This is a genomic window from Herbidospora yilanensis (genome assembly GCF_001570565.1).
GTDB classification, from domain to species: Bacteria; Actinomycetota; Actinomycetes; order Streptosporangiales; family Streptosporangiaceae; genus Herbidospora; species Herbidospora yilanensis.
In genome coordinates, this window is the sequence record NZ_BBXE01000026.1 from 147,439 (window position 1) to 161,710 (window position 14,272).

Here is a 14,272-nt window from a genome sequence, read left to right on the forward strand (position 1 = left end):
CCTCGATGCGAAAAGACGTGCTCCACGCCCTGGCCGACGAGGCGGCGGCGGTGGCGGGCGGGTGCGGCGCGACGATGGCGGTCTGGCCGTCGTCCGGCGTGGAGACCGTGCTGGTGGCCTCCCATCCGGAACTCGGGGAGCTGGTCGAACTGGAACACGTCCTCGGCGACGGCCCCGGCCTCCACGCCCTGCGCGCGGAGCAGCCGGTGAGCGTGCCCGACCTCGTCCACGACCCGCGCTGGGCGCGGCTGGGGCACGAGGCGCTGGCCCGGGGGCTGCGGGCCTGCGTGGCGGCGTCCGGTCCGGGTCCCGGGGCGACCGCCGTGGTCACCGTCTACGGCCTGCGCCCGGGTGAGCCCGGCGAGACGGCCGTCCCGTTCCTCGCCTCACTGGCCCGGCAGGCGGCGTGGTTGTCGGCCTTCGCCGAGACCCGCGAGCAGCAGGAGCGGGAGGTCCGCCGGCTCCGCCAGACCATGGACGGCAGGGAGACGATCGAGCAGGCCAAGGGCATGATCATGCAGGCGCTCGGGGTGGACGCCGAGGAGGCCTTCGCCGAGCTGCGCCGCACCTCCCAGAACGCCCACATGAAGCTCAGAGACGTCGCCCAACGCCTCGTCGCCCGCGAGATCTAGAGATTGCGGCTGTCCCGGGGCTCCACGTAGGGCTCCTGGTCGGCGGGCTGCCCGGCGGCGATGGCCCGCCCCCTGGCGATCTCCGCGTCGAACTCCACCCCGAGCAGCACCGCGATGTTGGTGATCCACAACCAGATCAGGAAGACCACGACCCCGGCCAGCGTCGCGTACGTCTTGCTGTACGACCCGAAGTTCGCCACGTAGAAGCCGAACAGGCCCGAGGCCGCGATCCACCCGATGACCGCCACGGTGCTGCCGGGCGTGATCCACCGGAAGCCCGGATGCTCGACGTTGGGCGCGAACCAGGCGGCAGGGTCTTCCAGATCGGGCGGCCCTCCGGCATCTCGTACATGATGTTGGCGGCCCGCATGAACGCCCTGACGTATCCCGACGCCGACCAGAACGCGACGGCGAGCCCGATGACGGTGGCGATCCCGGCCGCGCCCTGGCTGCTCTGCAGCGACTGGAGCACGGGTCATGGACCTCCGCTACCCGGAGTCCGGACGAGCAGTCGTTCCATCAGCGCCCGCGGGTCGGCGACCGTCACCGTGAGCCCCGGATGACGCAGCGGCCCGATCGGGCGGCGGAACCGCAGGCAGACCCCCTGCCGTGTGCCGGTGCCGAAGGTCAGCCCCCGGTCGGAGAGCGAGACCCGGGGCCCGATGGCCTTGATCGCCGAGTAGGGCCCGCTCAGCTCGGCCCCGGCCAGGTTGGCGAGGTCGGTCGCCACCTTCCAGGGCCCGAACGCCACCCGGACGTGGTCGTCTCCCACCACCACCCGGCACGTGTCGGGACGGATGCCGAGCAGCCCCAGGAGCCGCCGGTAACGGTCGTCGAACTCGAACTCGAAGACTTCGTTCGTCATGAATCCGCCCTACCCGGGATCAGGGACGTATCGCCGGGCAGGGGGAACTCATGAAGGCACTGGTCATCAACTGCACGCTCAAACCGTCACCCGCGCCGTCCAACACGCAGGCCCTCGCCGACGTCGTCATCGCCGAGCTCGGCCAGAGGGGTGTGGAGGTCGAGACGGTGCGCGCGGTCGACCTGAACCTGCCGCCCGGCGTCGAGACCGACCTGGGACCGGGGGACGACTGGCCGGCCGTCCACGCCAAGGTGCTGGAATCGGGCCTGGACGTACTGGCACCTGGGCCCCGGCGCGGGCCCCGACTACCTCGACGACCGGCGCGGCCACGACTGGTCGGCCAAGACCGGCCGCACCATGGCCGCCAACCTGGTCTCCGTCGCGGCGGCCCTGGCCGCCGAGCCGATCGGCGCTCCGCCCGGCTGACCGGGTTACGCGGGGGTGCGGCCCAGATAGCGGAGCAGTTCGTCGGCGACGGGGGTGCCGGAGGGGTCACCGCCGGCCTCGACGACGGGGGCGTAGGCGCCCCACTGGCGCAGCGGTTCGACGATCTCCCGCGCGGCGGCGAGCAGGTGGCCGGCGATCTCGTCGTCGAGCGGGGAGGGCCGGCCCGTGGCGACGGCGACGTCCCAGGCGTGCACGGCGGCGTCGAGGGCGCACATCACCATGGCGACCGAGGTCGGCAGCTCGCCGTGCGGCAGCGGCGTCGGCACGGTCGCGGTGTCGTCGGACACCGTGGCCCACGCCGCCGCCCCCACCTCGACGGCGTTCTTCACCAGCCCGGCCGCCGTGCCGTCGATCGAGCCGGAGGGCGAGAAGGGGTCGTAGGCCGGGCCGGGCCCGACGCCGAGCGCCTGCGCCCACACGAGCTGGTCGGCCGCGGCGTGCTGGACGACCTGGGCGACCGTCCATTCGGAGCACGGAGTGGCGGCGTCCCACTGATCGTCGCGCACACCGGCGACGGTGTTCTCCAGGGCCAGGAACGAGGTGGCCAGAACCTCACGAGCGTTCATCGTGTACGCCTTTCGATCTCATTCGCGCTGATGAGAAAAGGCTATGGGCCCATTAGGCTAGATTCCTTCCTAATATCCCCGAGGACAAGATGGCTCCGACGACGACCCGCGTGCTCCGTCTCCTGTCCCTGCTGCAGGACCGGTCGCAGACCGGCCGTGAACTGGCCGAACGCCTCGGCGTCACGGAACGCACCCTGCGGCAGGACATCCAGCGCCTGCGCGAACTCGGCTATCCGGTGCACGCCACCCGCGGCGCGGTGGGCGGATACCGGCTCGGCCAGGGCGCGACGATGCCCCCGTTGTTGCTCGACGACGACGAGGCGGTGGCCGTGGCGGTCGCCGTCGGCCTGGCCGAAGACGGCTCCAGCGGGATCGCCGACATCGACGCCAGCCTCACCCGGGCGCTCGCCAAGCTCCAGCGCATCCTCCCCAAGCACCTCCAGCGCAAGGTGTCCGCGTTGCGGTCGGCCACGGCGGTCGGGCCCGCCACGGTCGGCTCCCGCGAACCCGACGCGCCCGTGCCGGCCGCCACCCTCACCGTCGTCGCGAGCGCGATCCGCGACGGCGCGACCCTGCTGGCGGCCTGCGCCGGCGCCGAGATCGAGGTGGAGCCCTACCGCCTGATCAGTTGGCGGCGGCGCTGGTTCCTGGTCGCCTACGACCTCGGCACGCACACCTGGCGGGCGCTGCCGGTGGCCGATCTGTCGCTAGTGCGGTCGGGGGCGCGCCGTTTCGCCGCCCGCTCGCTGCCCGACGACGACCTCGTGGCCTTCGTGCTGCGCGAGGTGGCGCAGACCGGCTGGAAGGTCCAGGCCCGCGTGACCGTCCTGGCCCCGGCCGAGACCGTGATCGCCCGCATCAACCCGGCCGTCGGCTTCGTCGAACCCGTCGACGCGGGCACCTGCGTGCTGGTCACCGGCGCGGACGCCCTGGAGACCATCGCGATCTACCTCAGCATGCTGATGATGGACTTCCGCGTCGACGGCCCGCCCGAACTGGTCGCCCACGTCCGCACCATCGCCCGCCGCTACACCGAGGCCCTCGGCGGGTCACACGGGGAACCTCACCCCGGTCAGCTCCTCTGACAACGCCCACAACCGGCGCTGGGCCGTGACGTCGTACGACTGCGGGCTCGACCGCACCACCTTCGGGTGCCCCTTGCTCTCCTGGAACCCCTCGGGGCCGAAGTACTGACCTCCCTCGACGTCGGGGTCGGTCGCGGCGCGCAGCGAGGGCAGCGCGCCCATCTCGGCCGGCTGGATCAGGAACGGCCGGACCAGCGCGAAGAAGGCCCGGAAGTAGAAGGGCTGGAGCGACACCGACGTGCGGGACCCTCCGGTGTCGGAGCCACCGGGATGGGCCGCGACGGCCATCGTCCCGGTTCCGGAGAGCCGCCGCTGGAGTTCGTAGGTGAACATCAGGTTCGCCAGCTTGGAGTTGCCGTACGCGGCGACCCGGCTGTAGTCGCGGGTGGTCCAGCCGAGGTCGCCGAAGTCGATGGGGCCGCCCTGCCGGTGCCCGGCGCTGCTGACGGTGACCACGCGCGAGCCGTCGACCGGCAGCATCAGGCCGAGCAGGAGCCCGGTGAGGGCGAAGTGGCCCAGATGGTTGGTGCCGAACTGCAGCTCGAAGCCGTCGGCCGTGGTCCGTCGCGGGGTGTACATGATGCCCGCGTTGTTGACCAGCAGGTCGATGCGGTCGTGAGCGGCCCGGAGCTCGCCGGCGGCGGCGCGGACCGACGCCAGCGACGCCAGGTCGAGGCGCTGCACGGTGACGTCGGCCCTCGGGTGTGCCGCGGCGATCTCCGCCGCGGCCTGCTTGCCCTTGTCCGCGTCGCGTACGGCGAGGACGACGGACGCCCCGCGCGCGGCGAGCACTTTGGCGGTCTCGAAGCCGATACCGGTGTTACCACCGGTGACGACGGCCACCCGCCCTCGCTGATCGGGCACGTCGGCGGCGGTCCAGCGCCGTGGGGGCATGGGTCCTCCAGATACAATCGGGACGCTCGTTCCGTTTAGCACCATACCGGAACGTACGCCCCGTTTGTCAAGGAGGACCCCTGTGACCGAGAAGGACCGGCCGCTGCGCGCGGACGCCGCCCGCAACCGCGCCCGCGTGTTGCGGGTCGCCTACGAGACCTTCGCCGAAGAGGGCGGGGGCGTGCCGATCGACGAGATCGCCCGCCGCGCGGGGGTGGGCGCGGGCACGATCTACCGGCACTTCCCCACCAAGGAGTCGTTGTTCCAGGCGATCGTGGCCGACCGGCTGCGGCAGGTCGTCGAACGGGCCCGCGACCAGGCGGCGACCGACCCCGGGGAGGGCCTCTACGCCTTCCTCTTCCACCTGGCCGAACAGGGCGCGACCGACCTGGGGCTCACCGAGGCCTTCGCCGGAACCGGCTTCGACCTGGCCACCTCCCTGCCCGAGGCCGAGCGGGAGTTCACCACCCTGATGGCCGACCTGCTCGCCCAGGCCCAGCGCGCGGGCACCGTGCGGCCCGACGTCGACGTGGACGACGTCAAGACCCTGATAGTCGGCCTGCAGGCGATGCGGCGCTTCCGCGGCGAGCAGGCCGACCGCGTCTACCCGCTGATCCGGGCCGGGCTCACCCGCAGATAAGCGGGGCAATCGTTCCGGTATAGTCCCAAACCGGAACGACCGCCCCGAATAACCCCGGAGGGACCGCATGGAAATCGGACTGTCGAGCTACGGCGCCGCACCCGTCCCGGAACTCCTGGCCGAGATCGAGCACGCGCCGGCGCAGGGCTTCTCCCGGTTCTGGCTGGGCGAGCACGGCGGATGGGACCCGCTGACGGTGTTCGCCGCACTGGGAGACCGCGCCCCCGGCATCGGCCTGGCCACATCGGTCGTGGGCACCCACCCGCGCCATCCCCTCGCCCTGGCCGCCCAGGCCCTCACCACCCAGGCCGCGACCGGCGGCCGGTTGACGCTCGGCATCGGCCCGAGCCACCAGCCGGTCGTCGAGAGCCGATACGGGCTCACCTGGCAGCCGCCCCTGCGCCACTCACGGGAGATCCTGGAGATCCTCGGCCCGGTCCTGCGGGGCGAGCAGGTCGACGTCCACGGCCCCTCGATCACGGCGGTCGGCGGCGTCGCCGCCCCCGCGACGGCCCCGCCCGGCCTGCTGCTCGCCGCGAACGGCCCCCGCATGCTCGCCCTGGCCGGCGAACGGGCCGACGGCGCGCTCACCATGTGGACCACACCCCGTTTTCTCGACGAGGTCGCCGTCCCCGCGGTCACCGCCGCCGCTGCCGCGGCGGGCCGCCCCGCGCCCCGTATCGCCGTGGGCCTGCTCACCTCGGTGACCTCGGACGTCGACGGAACCCGTCAGCGCATCGACGAGGACTTCCGCCATGCCGCGGCCCTGCCCACCTTCCGCGGACTGCTCGACCGGCAGGGCTCGTCGGGGCCCGGCGACACCCTCGTCGCCGGCGACGAGACGGCCGTCGAGAAGACGATCTCCCGCTTCGCCGACGCCGGGGCCACCGAGCTGATCGTCTTCCCGGTCGGCCGCCCAGAAGACCACGACCGCACGATCGCCCTGTTCGCCGACCTCGCCAAGAGGTAGGCCGGTTGCGTACGGGGCTACTCATGTGGACCGTGCCAAAACTCCGGAAGCTGGTCTCACCCAGTCCCATCGAGAACGGGAGAGACCCATGCTCCGCAACCTCGCTCGCGCCGGTGTGGCGTTCGCCGCCGTGGCAGGCGTCGCCCTGGCGACGGTCCCGGCCGCCCAGGCGTCCGTCGGCTACTACGTCCAGAACCAGCAGACGTCCCTGTGCGCCACCATCTCGGGCGGCGTCTCCACGGCCAACAACGTGCCCGCGGTCCAGTACTACTGCGACGGCCACGGTTCACGCCGCTGGACCCTGGCCCCCGGCGTCGGCGGCGGCGTCAAGATCCAGAACGTCTACACCGGCAAGTGCCTCACCCCCGCCGGCGGCGTCTCCACCGACAACAACCTGGCGATCGTCCAGTTCGACTGCGACAACCACAACTCGCGCTCGTGGTACCTGAACTACACCGGGACGCCGGGCCTCTACCAACTGCAGAACGTGCAGACCGGCAAGTGCCTGACCGTCTCCGGCGGCGTCTCCACCGCCCCGAACGTCCCGCTCGTGCAGTTCACCTGCGACAGCCACCCCTCGCGCGCCTGGTACGTCTACCTGTGACCGGCCGCGGCCGGGTGGGACGGCCCCCGTCCCACCCGGCTCACGGACTCGTTCAGGTCCCGTTCGCGGTGAAGCAGACCAGCGCGCGGCCCGCCATCAGGATCTATCGCTCGGTCAGGATCGGGAATCGGTCGCTCAGCTCGGTGATCTCAAGCAGTCTGGCCATCCGAGGGGTGAGGCCGGCCAACGCCAGGGTCACGCCGCGAGATCGGGCCCTCCCCTGCGCGTGGAGCAGCACGCCGAGCCCGCCGGCCCCGCAGAAGGTCACCTCGGACAGGTCCAGGACGAGCGTCTCGGCGCTCTGGTCGAGCGCGTCGAGAATCCGCCGTCGCAGGTCGGGGGTGGTGCAGACGTCGATGTCTCCGGACAGATGAAGGGTCGTGGGCGCCGTCGTTCCGAGCACGGTCATGACGGAACTTCCTCTGAGTCGTGTAGGCGGCCGAATGCCCCGGTCACGGGGTGACTCGGTCATGGTTCGCCGGGGCGACGCCGACCTGAGTGCCAACGCTCGAAAAGTCCTCGGTGCCCTCACCATATCCCAGCACTTCCGGTATGCGGTGTTTCCGGAAGTACAGCCAAGGCGTGGCGATGGGAAAGACCGGGTCCCGTCAGCCGGTGAGGACCAGGACCGCGCTCGCCAAGTAGAAGAACCCCGCGATCGTGACGGCGACGCCCGCCACCACCGGCGTCCACGCGGACACGGCGGCCGCCGCCGAGCGGCCCCGCATCCCGCGCGTGAGCAGGCCGTGGCCCCGGATCGTGACGACGCCCACCGCCGTCAGCGTGCCCGCCATGCCGAACCCGAACCCGAGGACCAGCACGACCGCGTCGAGCGCCCGCCCGGTGAGCAGCCCGCTGACCAGCACGATGAAGGCCGACGGCGACGGCAGGAGCCCGCCGGACAGGGCCAGCGCGACCAGCCCCTTCCGCGACCAGGGGTCGGTGGCCTCGTGCCCATGGCCGTGCCCATGCCCATGCCCATGACCGTGACCGTGGCCATGGTCGTGAGCGTGGACGTGCGCCCGCCGGCGGAGGTGGCGGACGGCGAGGTGGACGCCGACGCCGATGACGACGACCGCGGCCACCACCTGCATCCAGGCGGTGATGGACTCCGTGCCCAGCCCGGCGACCCCCGAGACGCCGACCCAGAGCAGGGCCAGCACCAGCACGGAGAACGTGTGCATGACCGCCACGATGACGCCGAGCCGGACGGCGTCCCGGTAGCGGCCGTGGGTGCCGACCAGGTAGGCGGCGGTGACGCTCTTGCCGTGGCCGGGCGCGACGGCGTGCATCGCGCCGACGCCCAGGGCGATGGCCAGGGCCACCCAGAAGGCCCCGCCGCCGTCGAAGAACGCGACGAACCGGCTGTCGATGCCGTTCAGGCCGTTCATGCCGTCTTGCTCCCGCGCCGCGTCCGCGGCATGACCACGCCGCCGAACCCGGGCGCGAGGTCACTGAAGGCGCCCTTTGCCGTCTCGTCGGGGCTCGGCGAGCCGGTGGCGCTCATCCGCGCCGTCGGCGGTGCACCGAAGGGGTGCGCGGAGGCGGGCCCGGCGAGGCCCGCCATGACCGGCGGCACCGCCGCGCGGGTGGGGAAGTTCACGCGATCTCCTGCACGAAGCCCGGTGGATCATTTCCGACTCGTGATCTTCAGGTGGAGTGTCGCGGCCCCGGAAGAGCGAGCGTTCACATTAAGTCAGGCGTGGTCAGCGGGTGTGCGACCAGAGAGCGACCAGTGAATGAACGTCCGATTCCAGCGAAATCAGGACGAGAGGGGTCATGGGAGCGAAACGGTGTCGCCTGCCACCAGAGGCAGCCGCTCGTCGGGGGCCGTCTGGTCGCCGTTGAGAACGACCACCACACCGGGGCCCAATTTCAGCCCGACCTCAGCGGCGGCAATCCCGAGGGTGGCGGCCCGGACCCGGTGCGGCCCACGGCCGCACTCCACCACGATCTCGGGCTGCGGCCGCTCGCGCGCCGCCGCGTAGTCGTCAGGGGAGTTGACGTTCACCACCGACTCCAGCGCCGGGTCGAGCCGGGCGAGCTCGGCGTCGGCCAGCAGTCGCTCGTCGTCGAGCCGGACGACCTCGCAGTGCTCGAAGAGCATGCCGGGCCGGAGGTCGCCCTCGGCCAGGAGGTCTTCTACCAGCCCGGCCAGCCCGGTCCGGTAGGCGGCGGCGAGCGGCTGCCGGTAGCCCCGGGCCACCGGGAGCGCGACGTCCGCCCCGGCGGGCAGGGCGCGCACGACGCGGCGGACGAAGGCCGGGTGGAGGAACGGCATGTCGGTGGAGCACACGAACGCGGTCCCGGCCCGGTCGGCCACCGCCGCGAGCCCCGCCGCCAACCCCTGCATGGGCCCCAGCCCCTCGACGGGGTCGGCGACCACCGAGACGTCCGGGGGCAGCGGCGGCAACTCCTGCCCGGGGGCGGCCACCACGACGACCGGACCGCCGACCGTCCTGGCGAGGATCGCGGCGGCCCGGTGGAGCAGGGTCGAGCCGTGCCACTCCAGCCAGGCCTTCGACCGCCCCATCCGGGTGGAACGCCCGCCCGCGAGCACGACGCCCGCGGTCGCCGGCAGGCCGGATCGCCAGGTCACGCGGTTCCGCCGATGGACTCCTGGTAGATCTCCGCATAGGTGCGGGAGTCCTTGATCAGGCCGTCGCTGAAGGCGGCGACGTCGTCGCCGATGAGTTCCAGTACGCCCTTGCCGTCGGCGGCGCCCTGCTCGAAGAAGTCGACGATCCCGGAGAGCAGCGTCCCGTCGTGCAGCCCGACCGGCCCGACCTTGAAGAAGTACCGCTGCATCTCCTTGTAGACGATCTGGTAGTCGGGCGGCAGCGCCTTGACCCGCGCCAGGTGCGCCCGCCACTGCCGCTTGCCCTCGACGATGTCCTGGATGCCCACGTCAGCCTCCCAGCCGGCTCAGTTTCCGCGCCACGTTCCTGTTGAGCTGCGCCCGCCACCGGTCGCGGAAGGTCCGGGCGCCCTCTCCGCCGGCCAGGGCCGCGCAGAAGCCGGGGATGTCGTCGCCCAGCACCTCCTGGACGGTCCGCCCGTCGGCCGCCGTCTCTTCGAGCAGCCCCAGGGCGCCGTCGAGGATCGGCATCAGGTTCCGGCCCGTGAAGTCTCCATAGGGGAGGAGATGGGCCTGGATCTGCTCCCACGCCGCCCGATGGTCGGCCGGCAACTTCTCGGCCCGCACCCCGAACGCCTTCCACTCTCTGGTGAGGTCGTTGCCCGTCATGGCGTCCCAGAGGTTCATCTCCCGCCTTCCCTGAGCTTCTCGATCCGCGAGGTGACGTACTCCCACTTCGCCCAGAACGTCGCGAGCCGGTCACGCCCGGCCTCGTTGAGCGCGTAGAACTTGCGGGGCGGCCCCATCCCGGACGGCCGTTTCGTCACCTGGACGAGGCCGTTCTTCTCCAGCCGCAGCAGGATCGTGTAGACCGTCCCCTCGACGACGTCGGCGAAGCCGAGGTCGTTCAGGCGGCGCGTGATGGCGTAGCCGTAGGTCTCCTCACTGCCGATGATCTCCAGCACGCAGCCCTCCAGCGTGCCCTTCAACATCTCGGTCAGGTCGTCCATCGCAGTCCTCCTCAGTACTCAGTAGCACCGAGTACTGCTATACGGTACCACGGAGTAGTGAGTTCGGTGCGAGGCGACCGCGACGGTCCGGTCCACTGAGCGCCTTCCGGGTCCGTTCAGTGTCAATCCAGTTCGTATTCGTACGGTGAGGCTCCCACCCACGAGGAGGCTCCGAGCCAACCTCGGCAGACCGTCGATCTGTCCCCGTATCCCGATCTCATCGTCCTGTACCTGGGCATGCGGGTGAATCACCTGTACGGAATCCGGACCTTCTTCGGCTTCGGCCGGAAGATTCAGGAATCGGTCGCGAACAAACCTGACGGGCTCCTGCTCCACGAGCCCGTCTATTATTCGCTCTTTCCGATGAACATGGGAATGCGGCAGTACCGGCGCGATCTGCCGTCACTGCTCGCCTTCGCCCGGTCGGAACCGCACCGGCAATGGTGGCTCGATTTCCTGCGCGACTCGGGCGGCACCGGTTTCCGGCACGAGACCTACTCGGCGAAGGGCGGCATGGAGGCCGTCTACGACGACGTCGCGGTTCGCCGGAATCCGGCGCGCGCGTGGCCCCATGTTCGGTTCGGCGGCCCGCCTGGGCCGCTCCGACGACGGCGACCCGGTGTTGAGCGAGACGGATCTCTACAAGTCCTGACCTGCCTAGATCCGGTTGATGCGGCGACCCGTCACGCGTTGCGGCGCGATGCGCACGTAGTGGTCGCGGTCGTCACCGGCCCAGGACTCGACGTCGGCCGACGCCGCCCGCAGTTCGTCTTCGGTGACGTGGTGGGCGGGCCCCTGGATCAGCACGCTCCAGCCCTCGCGGCTCTCCTCGTCCACATGGTCGACCTGAAAGGCGATTTTTACTTCCAGATCGTCGATCCCGGATTGCAGACTCTGGTCCATGGTCCCGCCTTTGCGGATTCGGAACACGACCCGTCCGTCGACCAATCGATAATTCACCGGGAAAACCGTCGGCCCGGCCGCTCCGCCGAAAGCCACCCGGCCGATCCCACCCGGGCCGACGAGCTGGAGACACTCCTGTTCGGTCAGTTCTTCCAGCGTGCTCGAACCGGTATCGCGCCTCGCGTTCAACATGATCCCCTTTCCTCGCCCGGGTTCAGTCCGGTTTACAGTGGTCTGCTAGGAAGGAAGAACAAAACTCACTCGCATTCTACCGTCGGCCCCATTCGTGAAAGGGGGCGGTCCAATGTCGATCAAAGTCGGACAGGTGATGGGCCGGGACGCGGTCGCCGTACGGCCGGGAACGCGCCGCGCGGAGATCGCCTCGGCGATGTCCCACTACGGCCTCGCCGAGGTGACGGTCGTCGACGACGACAACCGGCCGGTGGGTGTGGTGTCCGAGGAGGCCGTGCGCGCCGGAGACGAGCGCCGCGCCCCCACGGCCGGGAAGCTGATGACCTCGCCCGCCGTGACGGTGACCCCCGACGTCTCGGCCCGGGAGGCCTGCCGTCTCATGTACTGCCACCGGTTGCGGGCGCTCCCCGTGGTCGACCCGGCCGACGGGCGGTTCATGGGGGTCGTCTCGCAGGCGGAGGTGACGCAGGTCTTCGACACGCTCACGGAGGAGGTCCGGCGGGAGGTCGTCGAGGCCGTCCGGGCGATGACCGACCTCGACCCCGGCACGCTGACGATCACCGTGGACCAGGGCGTCGTCGGCATCGCCGGACCGGCCCGCCCCCACACGCCGATCTCCCACCTGATCGAGGCCGTTCGCGGAATCGACGGCGTCGTGCGCGTCGACTGCGATCTCACCCCGTGCCGTCCCGACGATCTCGAAAGCGTCGTGGAGGCGGCGATGTGGGCGCCGTCCATCCACAACTCACAACCCTGGTCGTTCGCCATCGACGGCGAGGAGATCATGCTGCGTTCCGACACCGACCGGAGGCTCCCCATCAGCGACCCCCAGGGCCGGGAGCTGATGATCAGTTGCGGCGCGGCCTTGTTCAACATGCGGACGACGGTGCACGGCATGGGCCGCCGCCCGCTGATCCACACGCTGCCCGACCCCGACCGCCCCGGCCTGGTCGCCACGGTGCGCCTGGGCCCCGAGGAGCCGGCCCCCGACGACATCTGCGCCATCCGGAACGAGATCCCCCGGCGGCGCACCCACCGCGGCGGCTTCTCCGACCGGCCGGTTCCGGGCGATCTCGTCGACCGCCTCGTGGGCCTGGCGGCGATGGAGAACGTCCGGCTGGCGCCGCTACAGCCGGACACCGACGTGCGGATCCTGGCCGCGCTGACCGCGGCGGCCCAGGTGTCGCAGGGACGGAACCCCGACTTCGAGATGGAGATGATCCGCTGGGGCCTGCGTCCCGGCAGCCCGCGCAGAGACGGGGTGCCCGCCGACGCCTACCCCCGCAGCGACCCGGAGGCCCATCTGGAGTTCGCGCAGCGTGACTACAGCCGGGGACAGGGCTGGGGGGCCGACGCCGACCAGCCCACGGAGACCGGGGTGGTGGTGCTGTTGTGCACCGCCGGTGACGAGCCGGCCGACTGGGTGCAGACGGGGCAGGCGCTCGAATCGGTGCTCCTGTACGCCTCCTCCCGAGGCGTCCGCGCCGCCTTCCACACCCAGACGCTCGAATATCCGCTGCTGCGCGAGTTCATCCGGCAGGAGTTGTGCGCCGGAGAACATCCGCAGGTCATCCTCCGCCTGGGCTACCCGGTCGGCACCAGCCCGGCCGTCCGGCGCCCACTGGTCGAGGTGCTGTCCTGAGACCGGGGCCGGTGTCCTACCGCCGGCCCTCCGCCGCGACGACGGCGACCGGGCAGTGCGCCCGGTGCAGCAGGCCGTGGCCGACCGAGCCGAGGGCGGCACAGGCGAGGGCGCCCCGCCCGTGCGAGCCGACGATCACGAGGTCGGAGGTGCGCGACTCCTCCGACAGCAGGAAGACGGGGTGGCCGCAGACGGCCGTGCGCTCGACCGGGACGCGGGGATACTTGCGCGTCCAGGGCGCGAGCCGCTGCCACACGAAGGTGACGCGCTCGTCGAACAGTTGCTGGAGCAGCGCGCCGTAGACGACGGCTGAGGCGGCGTACGTCGGCGGCTCCCACGCGTACACGAGTTTGAGGCGGGCGCCGCGCCGGTCGGCCTCGTTGAAGGCGAAGTCCAGCGCCGGCTCCGACTCGTCGCTTCCGTCGTACCCGACGACGAGTTGCCCGTAGGTGTGGCGGGCGGGCTTGCGTACGACGACGACCGGCCCGGGGACGTGACCCACCAGTGACAGGCCGACTGAGCCGAGGATCAGCCCGGCGAAGCCGCCCTTGCCGCGGCTGCCGATCACGACCTCGTCGGCGTCGCGCGCCGCCTCTCTCAGCCGTTCCGCGGGCGGCCCAACGACGAGCCGGGTGCTGATCTGGATGTCCGGGGCGCACTCCCAGGCCCGGCGCTGCGCTTCGGCGAGGACGTGCTGGTGGTGTCTGTCGCGCATCGTGTTCAGTTCGCCGTCCAGGACGACCGCCGACCGTGTGTGGACGATCCGCAGGGCGGCGTGCCTGCGGGCGGCGTCCTGCGCCGCGTATTCCACGGCCGCCAGCGCGGGAGCCGATCCGTCCACGCCCACGACGATGATCGGAATCATGGCTCGTGTCCCTCGTTCAGCGTGGTCATGACTCCACTTTCGCCCGCGGCTCCCGGTCGCCACAGGGGCCGTGCAGCATTTTTCACGTCTCTTGGCGTTCACCACACAGGCCCGGACGGACGATGGATGAAAGGCCCATCTGACGACGAGCCCGGCGTCGAGAATGGAGAACACGATGAAGGCCGCTATGGGGGACTGGCTGATCGTCGAGGGCAGCAGCGATCACGAATCCCGGAAGATCGGCTTGATCACCGAGGTGCGCCACGCGGACGGCTCTCCTCCCTACCTGGTCCGCTGGACGGACGACGACCATGAGTCCCTGGTGTTCCCGGGGCCCGATGCCCACGTGCTGACCAAGAGGGAGCGGGAGGAGGTCTGA

General features: G+C 71.2%; 22 protein-coding genes and 1 pseudogene. 8 read left to right on the forward strand and 15 right to left on the reverse strand.

The window, feature by feature from the left end; translation table 11 throughout:
* The first annotated feature begins 5 nt into the window (after positions 1-5).
* On the forward strand, positions 6-632 hold the full coding sequence (locus AW273_RS21090) for a GAF and ANTAR domain-containing protein (protein WP_198168267.1): 627 nt from the start codon (positions 6-8) through the stop codon (positions 630-632).
* Here AW273_RS21090 and AW273_RS39480 read toward each other — a convergent pair.
* The 5 genes from AW273_RS39480 to AW273_RS21105 all read right to left on the reverse strand — a co-directional run bounded on the left by AW273_RS39480 (position 629) and on the right by AW273_RS21105 (position 2,510).
* Positions 629-880, reverse strand: a complete 252-nt coding sequence (locus tag AW273_RS39480; protein WP_062350489.1) for a YihY/virulence factor BrkB family protein — start codon at positions 878-880, stop codon at positions 629-631. The genes AW273_RS21090 and AW273_RS39480 overlap by 4 nt on opposite strands.
* On the reverse strand, positions 769-1,104 hold the full coding sequence (locus AW273_RS39530; protein WP_500778875.1) for a YhjD/YihY/BrkB family envelope integrity protein: 336 nt from the start codon (positions 1,102-1,104) through the stop codon (positions 769-771). The genes AW273_RS39480 and AW273_RS39530 overlap by 112 nt, the downstream gene beginning before the upstream one ends.
* Positions 1,105-1,107: 3 nt before the next feature.
* Complete coding sequence (locus tag AW273_RS21100; protein WP_062350495.1) at positions 1,108-1,497, reverse strand: hypothetical protein; 390 nt, start codon at positions 1,495-1,497, stop codon at positions 1,108-1,110.
* Positions 1,498-1,583: 86 nt separating this feature from the next.
* Entirely contained in the window at positions 1,584-1,742 is a 159-nt protein-coding gene (locus tag AW273_RS37355) for a hypothetical protein (protein WP_157555999.1), read from the reverse strand.
* A 186-nt stretch (positions 1,743-1,928) separates the two neighbouring features.
* Positions 1,929-2,510 (reverse strand): TIGR03086 family metal-binding protein, encoded by a 582-nt coding sequence (locus AW273_RS21105; RefSeq protein WP_062350496.1) that lies wholly within the window; start codon positions 2,508-2,510, stop codon positions 1,929-1,931.
* A gap of 89 nt (positions 2,511-2,599) precedes the next feature.
* Between AW273_RS21105 and AW273_RS21110 the strand changes: the two genes are divergently transcribed.
* Entirely contained in the window at positions 2,600-3,595 is a 996-nt protein-coding gene (locus AW273_RS21110) for a helix-turn-helix transcriptional regulator (RefSeq protein WP_062350498.1), read from the forward strand.
* Here the strand turns inward: AW273_RS21110 and AW273_RS21115 are convergent.
* Positions 3,560-4,489 carry an SDR family NAD(P)-dependent oxidoreductase gene (locus tag AW273_RS21115; protein WP_062350501.1) on the reverse strand — a complete coding sequence of 310 codons (930 nt, stop codon included), beginning with the start codon at positions 4,487-4,489 and terminating at the stop codon, positions 3,560-3,562. The two genes, AW273_RS21110 and AW273_RS21115, sit on opposite strands and share 36 nt — an antisense overlap.
* A gap of 82 nt (positions 4,490-4,571) precedes the next feature.
* Between AW273_RS21115 and AW273_RS21120 the strand changes: the two genes are divergently transcribed.
* The 3 genes from AW273_RS21120 to AW273_RS21130 all read left to right on the forward strand — a co-directional run bounded on the left by AW273_RS21120 (position 4,572) and on the right by AW273_RS21130 (position 6,703).
* Complete coding sequence (locus AW273_RS21120) at positions 4,572-5,129, forward strand: TetR/AcrR family transcriptional regulator (RefSeq protein ID WP_062350505.1); 558 nt, start codon at positions 4,572-4,574, stop codon at positions 5,127-5,129.
* A gap of 67 nt (positions 5,130-5,196) precedes the next feature.
* Positions 5,197-6,099, forward strand: coding sequence for a TIGR03564 family F420-dependent LLM class oxidoreductase (locus tag AW273_RS21125; protein WP_062350508.1), 903 nt, complete (start codon positions 5,197-5,199; stop codon positions 6,097-6,099).
* A gap of 88 nt (positions 6,100-6,187) precedes the next feature.
* Positions 6,188-6,703 carry an RICIN domain-containing protein gene (locus AW273_RS21130; RefSeq protein ID WP_062350512.1) on the forward strand — a complete coding sequence of 172 codons (516 nt, stop codon included), beginning with the start codon at positions 6,188-6,190 and terminating at the stop codon, positions 6,701-6,703.
* 103 nt (positions 6,704-6,806) lie between these two features.
* Here the strand turns inward: AW273_RS21130 and AW273_RS21135 are convergent, their stop codons facing one another.
* The 7 genes from AW273_RS21135 to AW273_RS21165 all read right to left on the reverse strand — a co-directional run bounded on the left by AW273_RS21135 (position 6,807) and on the right by AW273_RS21165 (position 10,291).
* A complete protein-coding gene (locus AW273_RS21135; RefSeq protein ID WP_062350515.1) occupies positions 6,807-7,112 on the reverse strand; it encodes an STAS domain-containing protein in 306 nt (101 codons plus the stop codon).
* Positions 7,113-7,311: 199 nt separating this feature from the next.
* Entirely contained in the window at positions 7,312-8,094 is a 783-nt protein-coding gene (locus AW273_RS21140) for a nickel/cobalt transporter (protein WP_062350518.1), read from the reverse strand.
* A complete protein-coding gene (locus tag AW273_RS21145; protein ID WP_062350521.1) occupies positions 8,091-8,306 on the reverse strand; it encodes a hypothetical protein in 216 nt (71 codons plus the stop codon). Before AW273_RS21145 ends, AW273_RS21140 begins: the two co-directional genes overlap by 4 nt.
* A gap of 174 nt (positions 8,307-8,480) precedes the next feature.
* Positions 8,481-9,302: a molybdenum cofactor guanylyltransferase gene (gene mobA / locus AW273_RS21150; protein ID WP_062350524.1), complete on the reverse strand. Its 822-nt coding sequence runs from the start codon at positions 9,300-9,302 to the stop codon at positions 8,481-8,483.
* Positions 9,299-9,610, reverse strand: a complete 312-nt coding sequence (locus AW273_RS21155; protein ID WP_062350526.1) for a DUF1048 domain-containing protein — start codon at positions 9,608-9,610, stop codon at positions 9,299-9,301. Before AW273_RS21155 ends, mobA begins: the two co-directional genes overlap by 4 nt.
* A gap of 1 nt (position 9,611) precedes the next feature.
* The gene (locus AW273_RS21160; RefSeq protein ID WP_062350529.1) at positions 9,612-9,968 is read right to left on the reverse strand and encodes a DUF1048 domain-containing protein; all 357 of its coding nucleotides are present in this window, start codon (positions 9,966-9,968) and stop codon (positions 9,612-9,614) included.
* Positions 9,965-10,291, reverse strand: coding sequence for a PadR family transcriptional regulator (locus AW273_RS21165; protein ID WP_062350532.1), 327 nt, complete (start codon positions 10,289-10,291; stop codon positions 9,965-9,967). Before AW273_RS21165 ends, AW273_RS21160 begins: the two co-directional genes overlap by 4 nt.
* 225 nt (positions 10,292-10,516) lie before the next feature.
* On the opposite strand from AW273_RS21165, the pseudogene AW273_RS39365 reads away from it, so the two are divergent.
* A pseudogene (locus AW273_RS39365) lies at positions 10,517-10,816 on the forward strand (monooxygenase family protein); the annotation flags it as partial.
* 132 nt (positions 10,817-10,948) lie between these two features.
* On the opposite strand, the gene AW273_RS21170 reads toward AW273_RS39365, so the two are convergent.
* Complete coding sequence (locus AW273_RS21170; RefSeq protein WP_062350535.1) at positions 10,949-11,386, reverse strand: pyridoxamine 5'-phosphate oxidase family protein; 438 nt, start codon at positions 11,384-11,386, stop codon at positions 10,949-10,951.
* A 112-nt stretch (positions 11,387-11,498) separates the two neighbouring features.
* On the opposite strand from AW273_RS21170, the gene AW273_RS36450 reads away from it, so the two are divergent.
* Complete coding sequence (locus AW273_RS36450; protein WP_083949912.1) at positions 11,499-13,028, forward strand: Acg family FMN-binding oxidoreductase; 1,530 nt, start codon at positions 11,499-11,501, stop codon at positions 13,026-13,028.
* Positions 13,029-13,044: 16 nt separating this feature from the next.
* Here AW273_RS36450 and AW273_RS21180 read toward each other — a convergent pair whose 3' ends face one another.
* On the reverse strand, positions 13,045-13,893 hold the full coding sequence (locus tag AW273_RS21180) for a universal stress protein (RefSeq protein WP_062350539.1): 849 nt from the start codon (positions 13,891-13,893) through the stop codon (positions 13,045-13,047).
* A gap of 175 nt (positions 13,894-14,068) precedes the next feature.
* Here AW273_RS21180 and AW273_RS21185 point away from each other — a divergent pair, with 175 nt between their 5' ends.
* A complete protein-coding gene (locus tag AW273_RS21185; protein WP_062350629.1) occupies positions 14,069-14,272 on the forward strand; it encodes a DUF1918 domain-containing protein in 204 nt (67 codons plus the stop codon).

Coding starts and splice junctions, on each gene's coding strand:
- AW273_RS21090 (WP_198168267.1), top strand. CDS start 6: ATGCGAAAAGACGTGCTCCACGCCCTGGCCGACGAGGCGGCGGCGGTG.
- AW273_RS21100 (WP_062350495.1), bottom strand. CDS start 1,497: ATGACGAACGAAGTCTTCGAGTTCGAGTTCGACGACCGTTACCGGCGG.
- AW273_RS21105 (WP_062350496.1), bottom strand. CDS start 2,510: ATGAACGCTCGTGAGGTTCTGGCCACCTCGTTCCTGGCCCTGGAGAAC.
- AW273_RS21110 (WP_062350498.1), top strand. CDS start 2,600: ATGGCTCCGACGACGACCCGCGTGCTCCGTCTCCTGTCCCTGCTGCAG.
- AW273_RS21115 (WP_062350501.1), bottom strand. CDS start 4,489: ATGCCCCCACGGCGCTGGACCGCCGCCGACGTGCCCGATCAGCGAGGG.
- AW273_RS21125 (WP_062350508.1), top strand. CDS start 5,197: ATGGAAATCGGACTGTCGAGCTACGGCGCCGCACCCGTCCCGGAACTC.
- AW273_RS21130 (WP_062350512.1), top strand. CDS start 6,188: ATGCTCCGCAACCTCGCTCGCGCCGGTGTGGCGTTCGCCGCCGTGGCA.
- AW273_RS21135 (WP_062350515.1), bottom strand. CDS start 7,112: ATGACCGTGCTCGGAACGACGGCGCCCACGACCCTTCATCTGTCCGGA.
- AW273_RS21140 (WP_062350518.1), bottom strand. CDS start 8,094: ATGAACGGCCTGAACGGCATCGACAGCCGGTTCGTCGCGTTCTTCGAC.
- AW273_RS21160 (WP_062350529.1), bottom strand. CDS start 9,968: ATGAACCTCTGGGACGCCATGACGGGCAACGACCTCACCAGAGAGTGG.
- AW273_RS21165 (WP_062350532.1), bottom strand. CDS start 10,291: ATGGACGACCTGACCGAGATGTTGAAGGGCACGCTGGAGGGCTGCGTG.
- AW273_RS21170 (WP_062350535.1), bottom strand. CDS start 11,386: ATGTTGAACGCGAGGCGCGATACCGGTTCGAGCACGCTGGAAGAACTG.
- AW273_RS36450 (WP_083949912.1), top strand. CDS start 11,499: ATGTCGATCAAAGTCGGACAGGTGATGGGCCGGGACGCGGTCGCCGTA.
- AW273_RS21180 (WP_062350539.1), bottom strand. CDS start 13,893: ATGATTCCGATCATCGTCGTGGGCGTGGACGGATCGGCTCCCGCGCTG.
- AW273_RS21185 (WP_062350629.1), top strand. CDS start 14,069: ATGAAGGCCGCTATGGGGGACTGGCTGATCGTCGAGGGCAGCAGCGAT.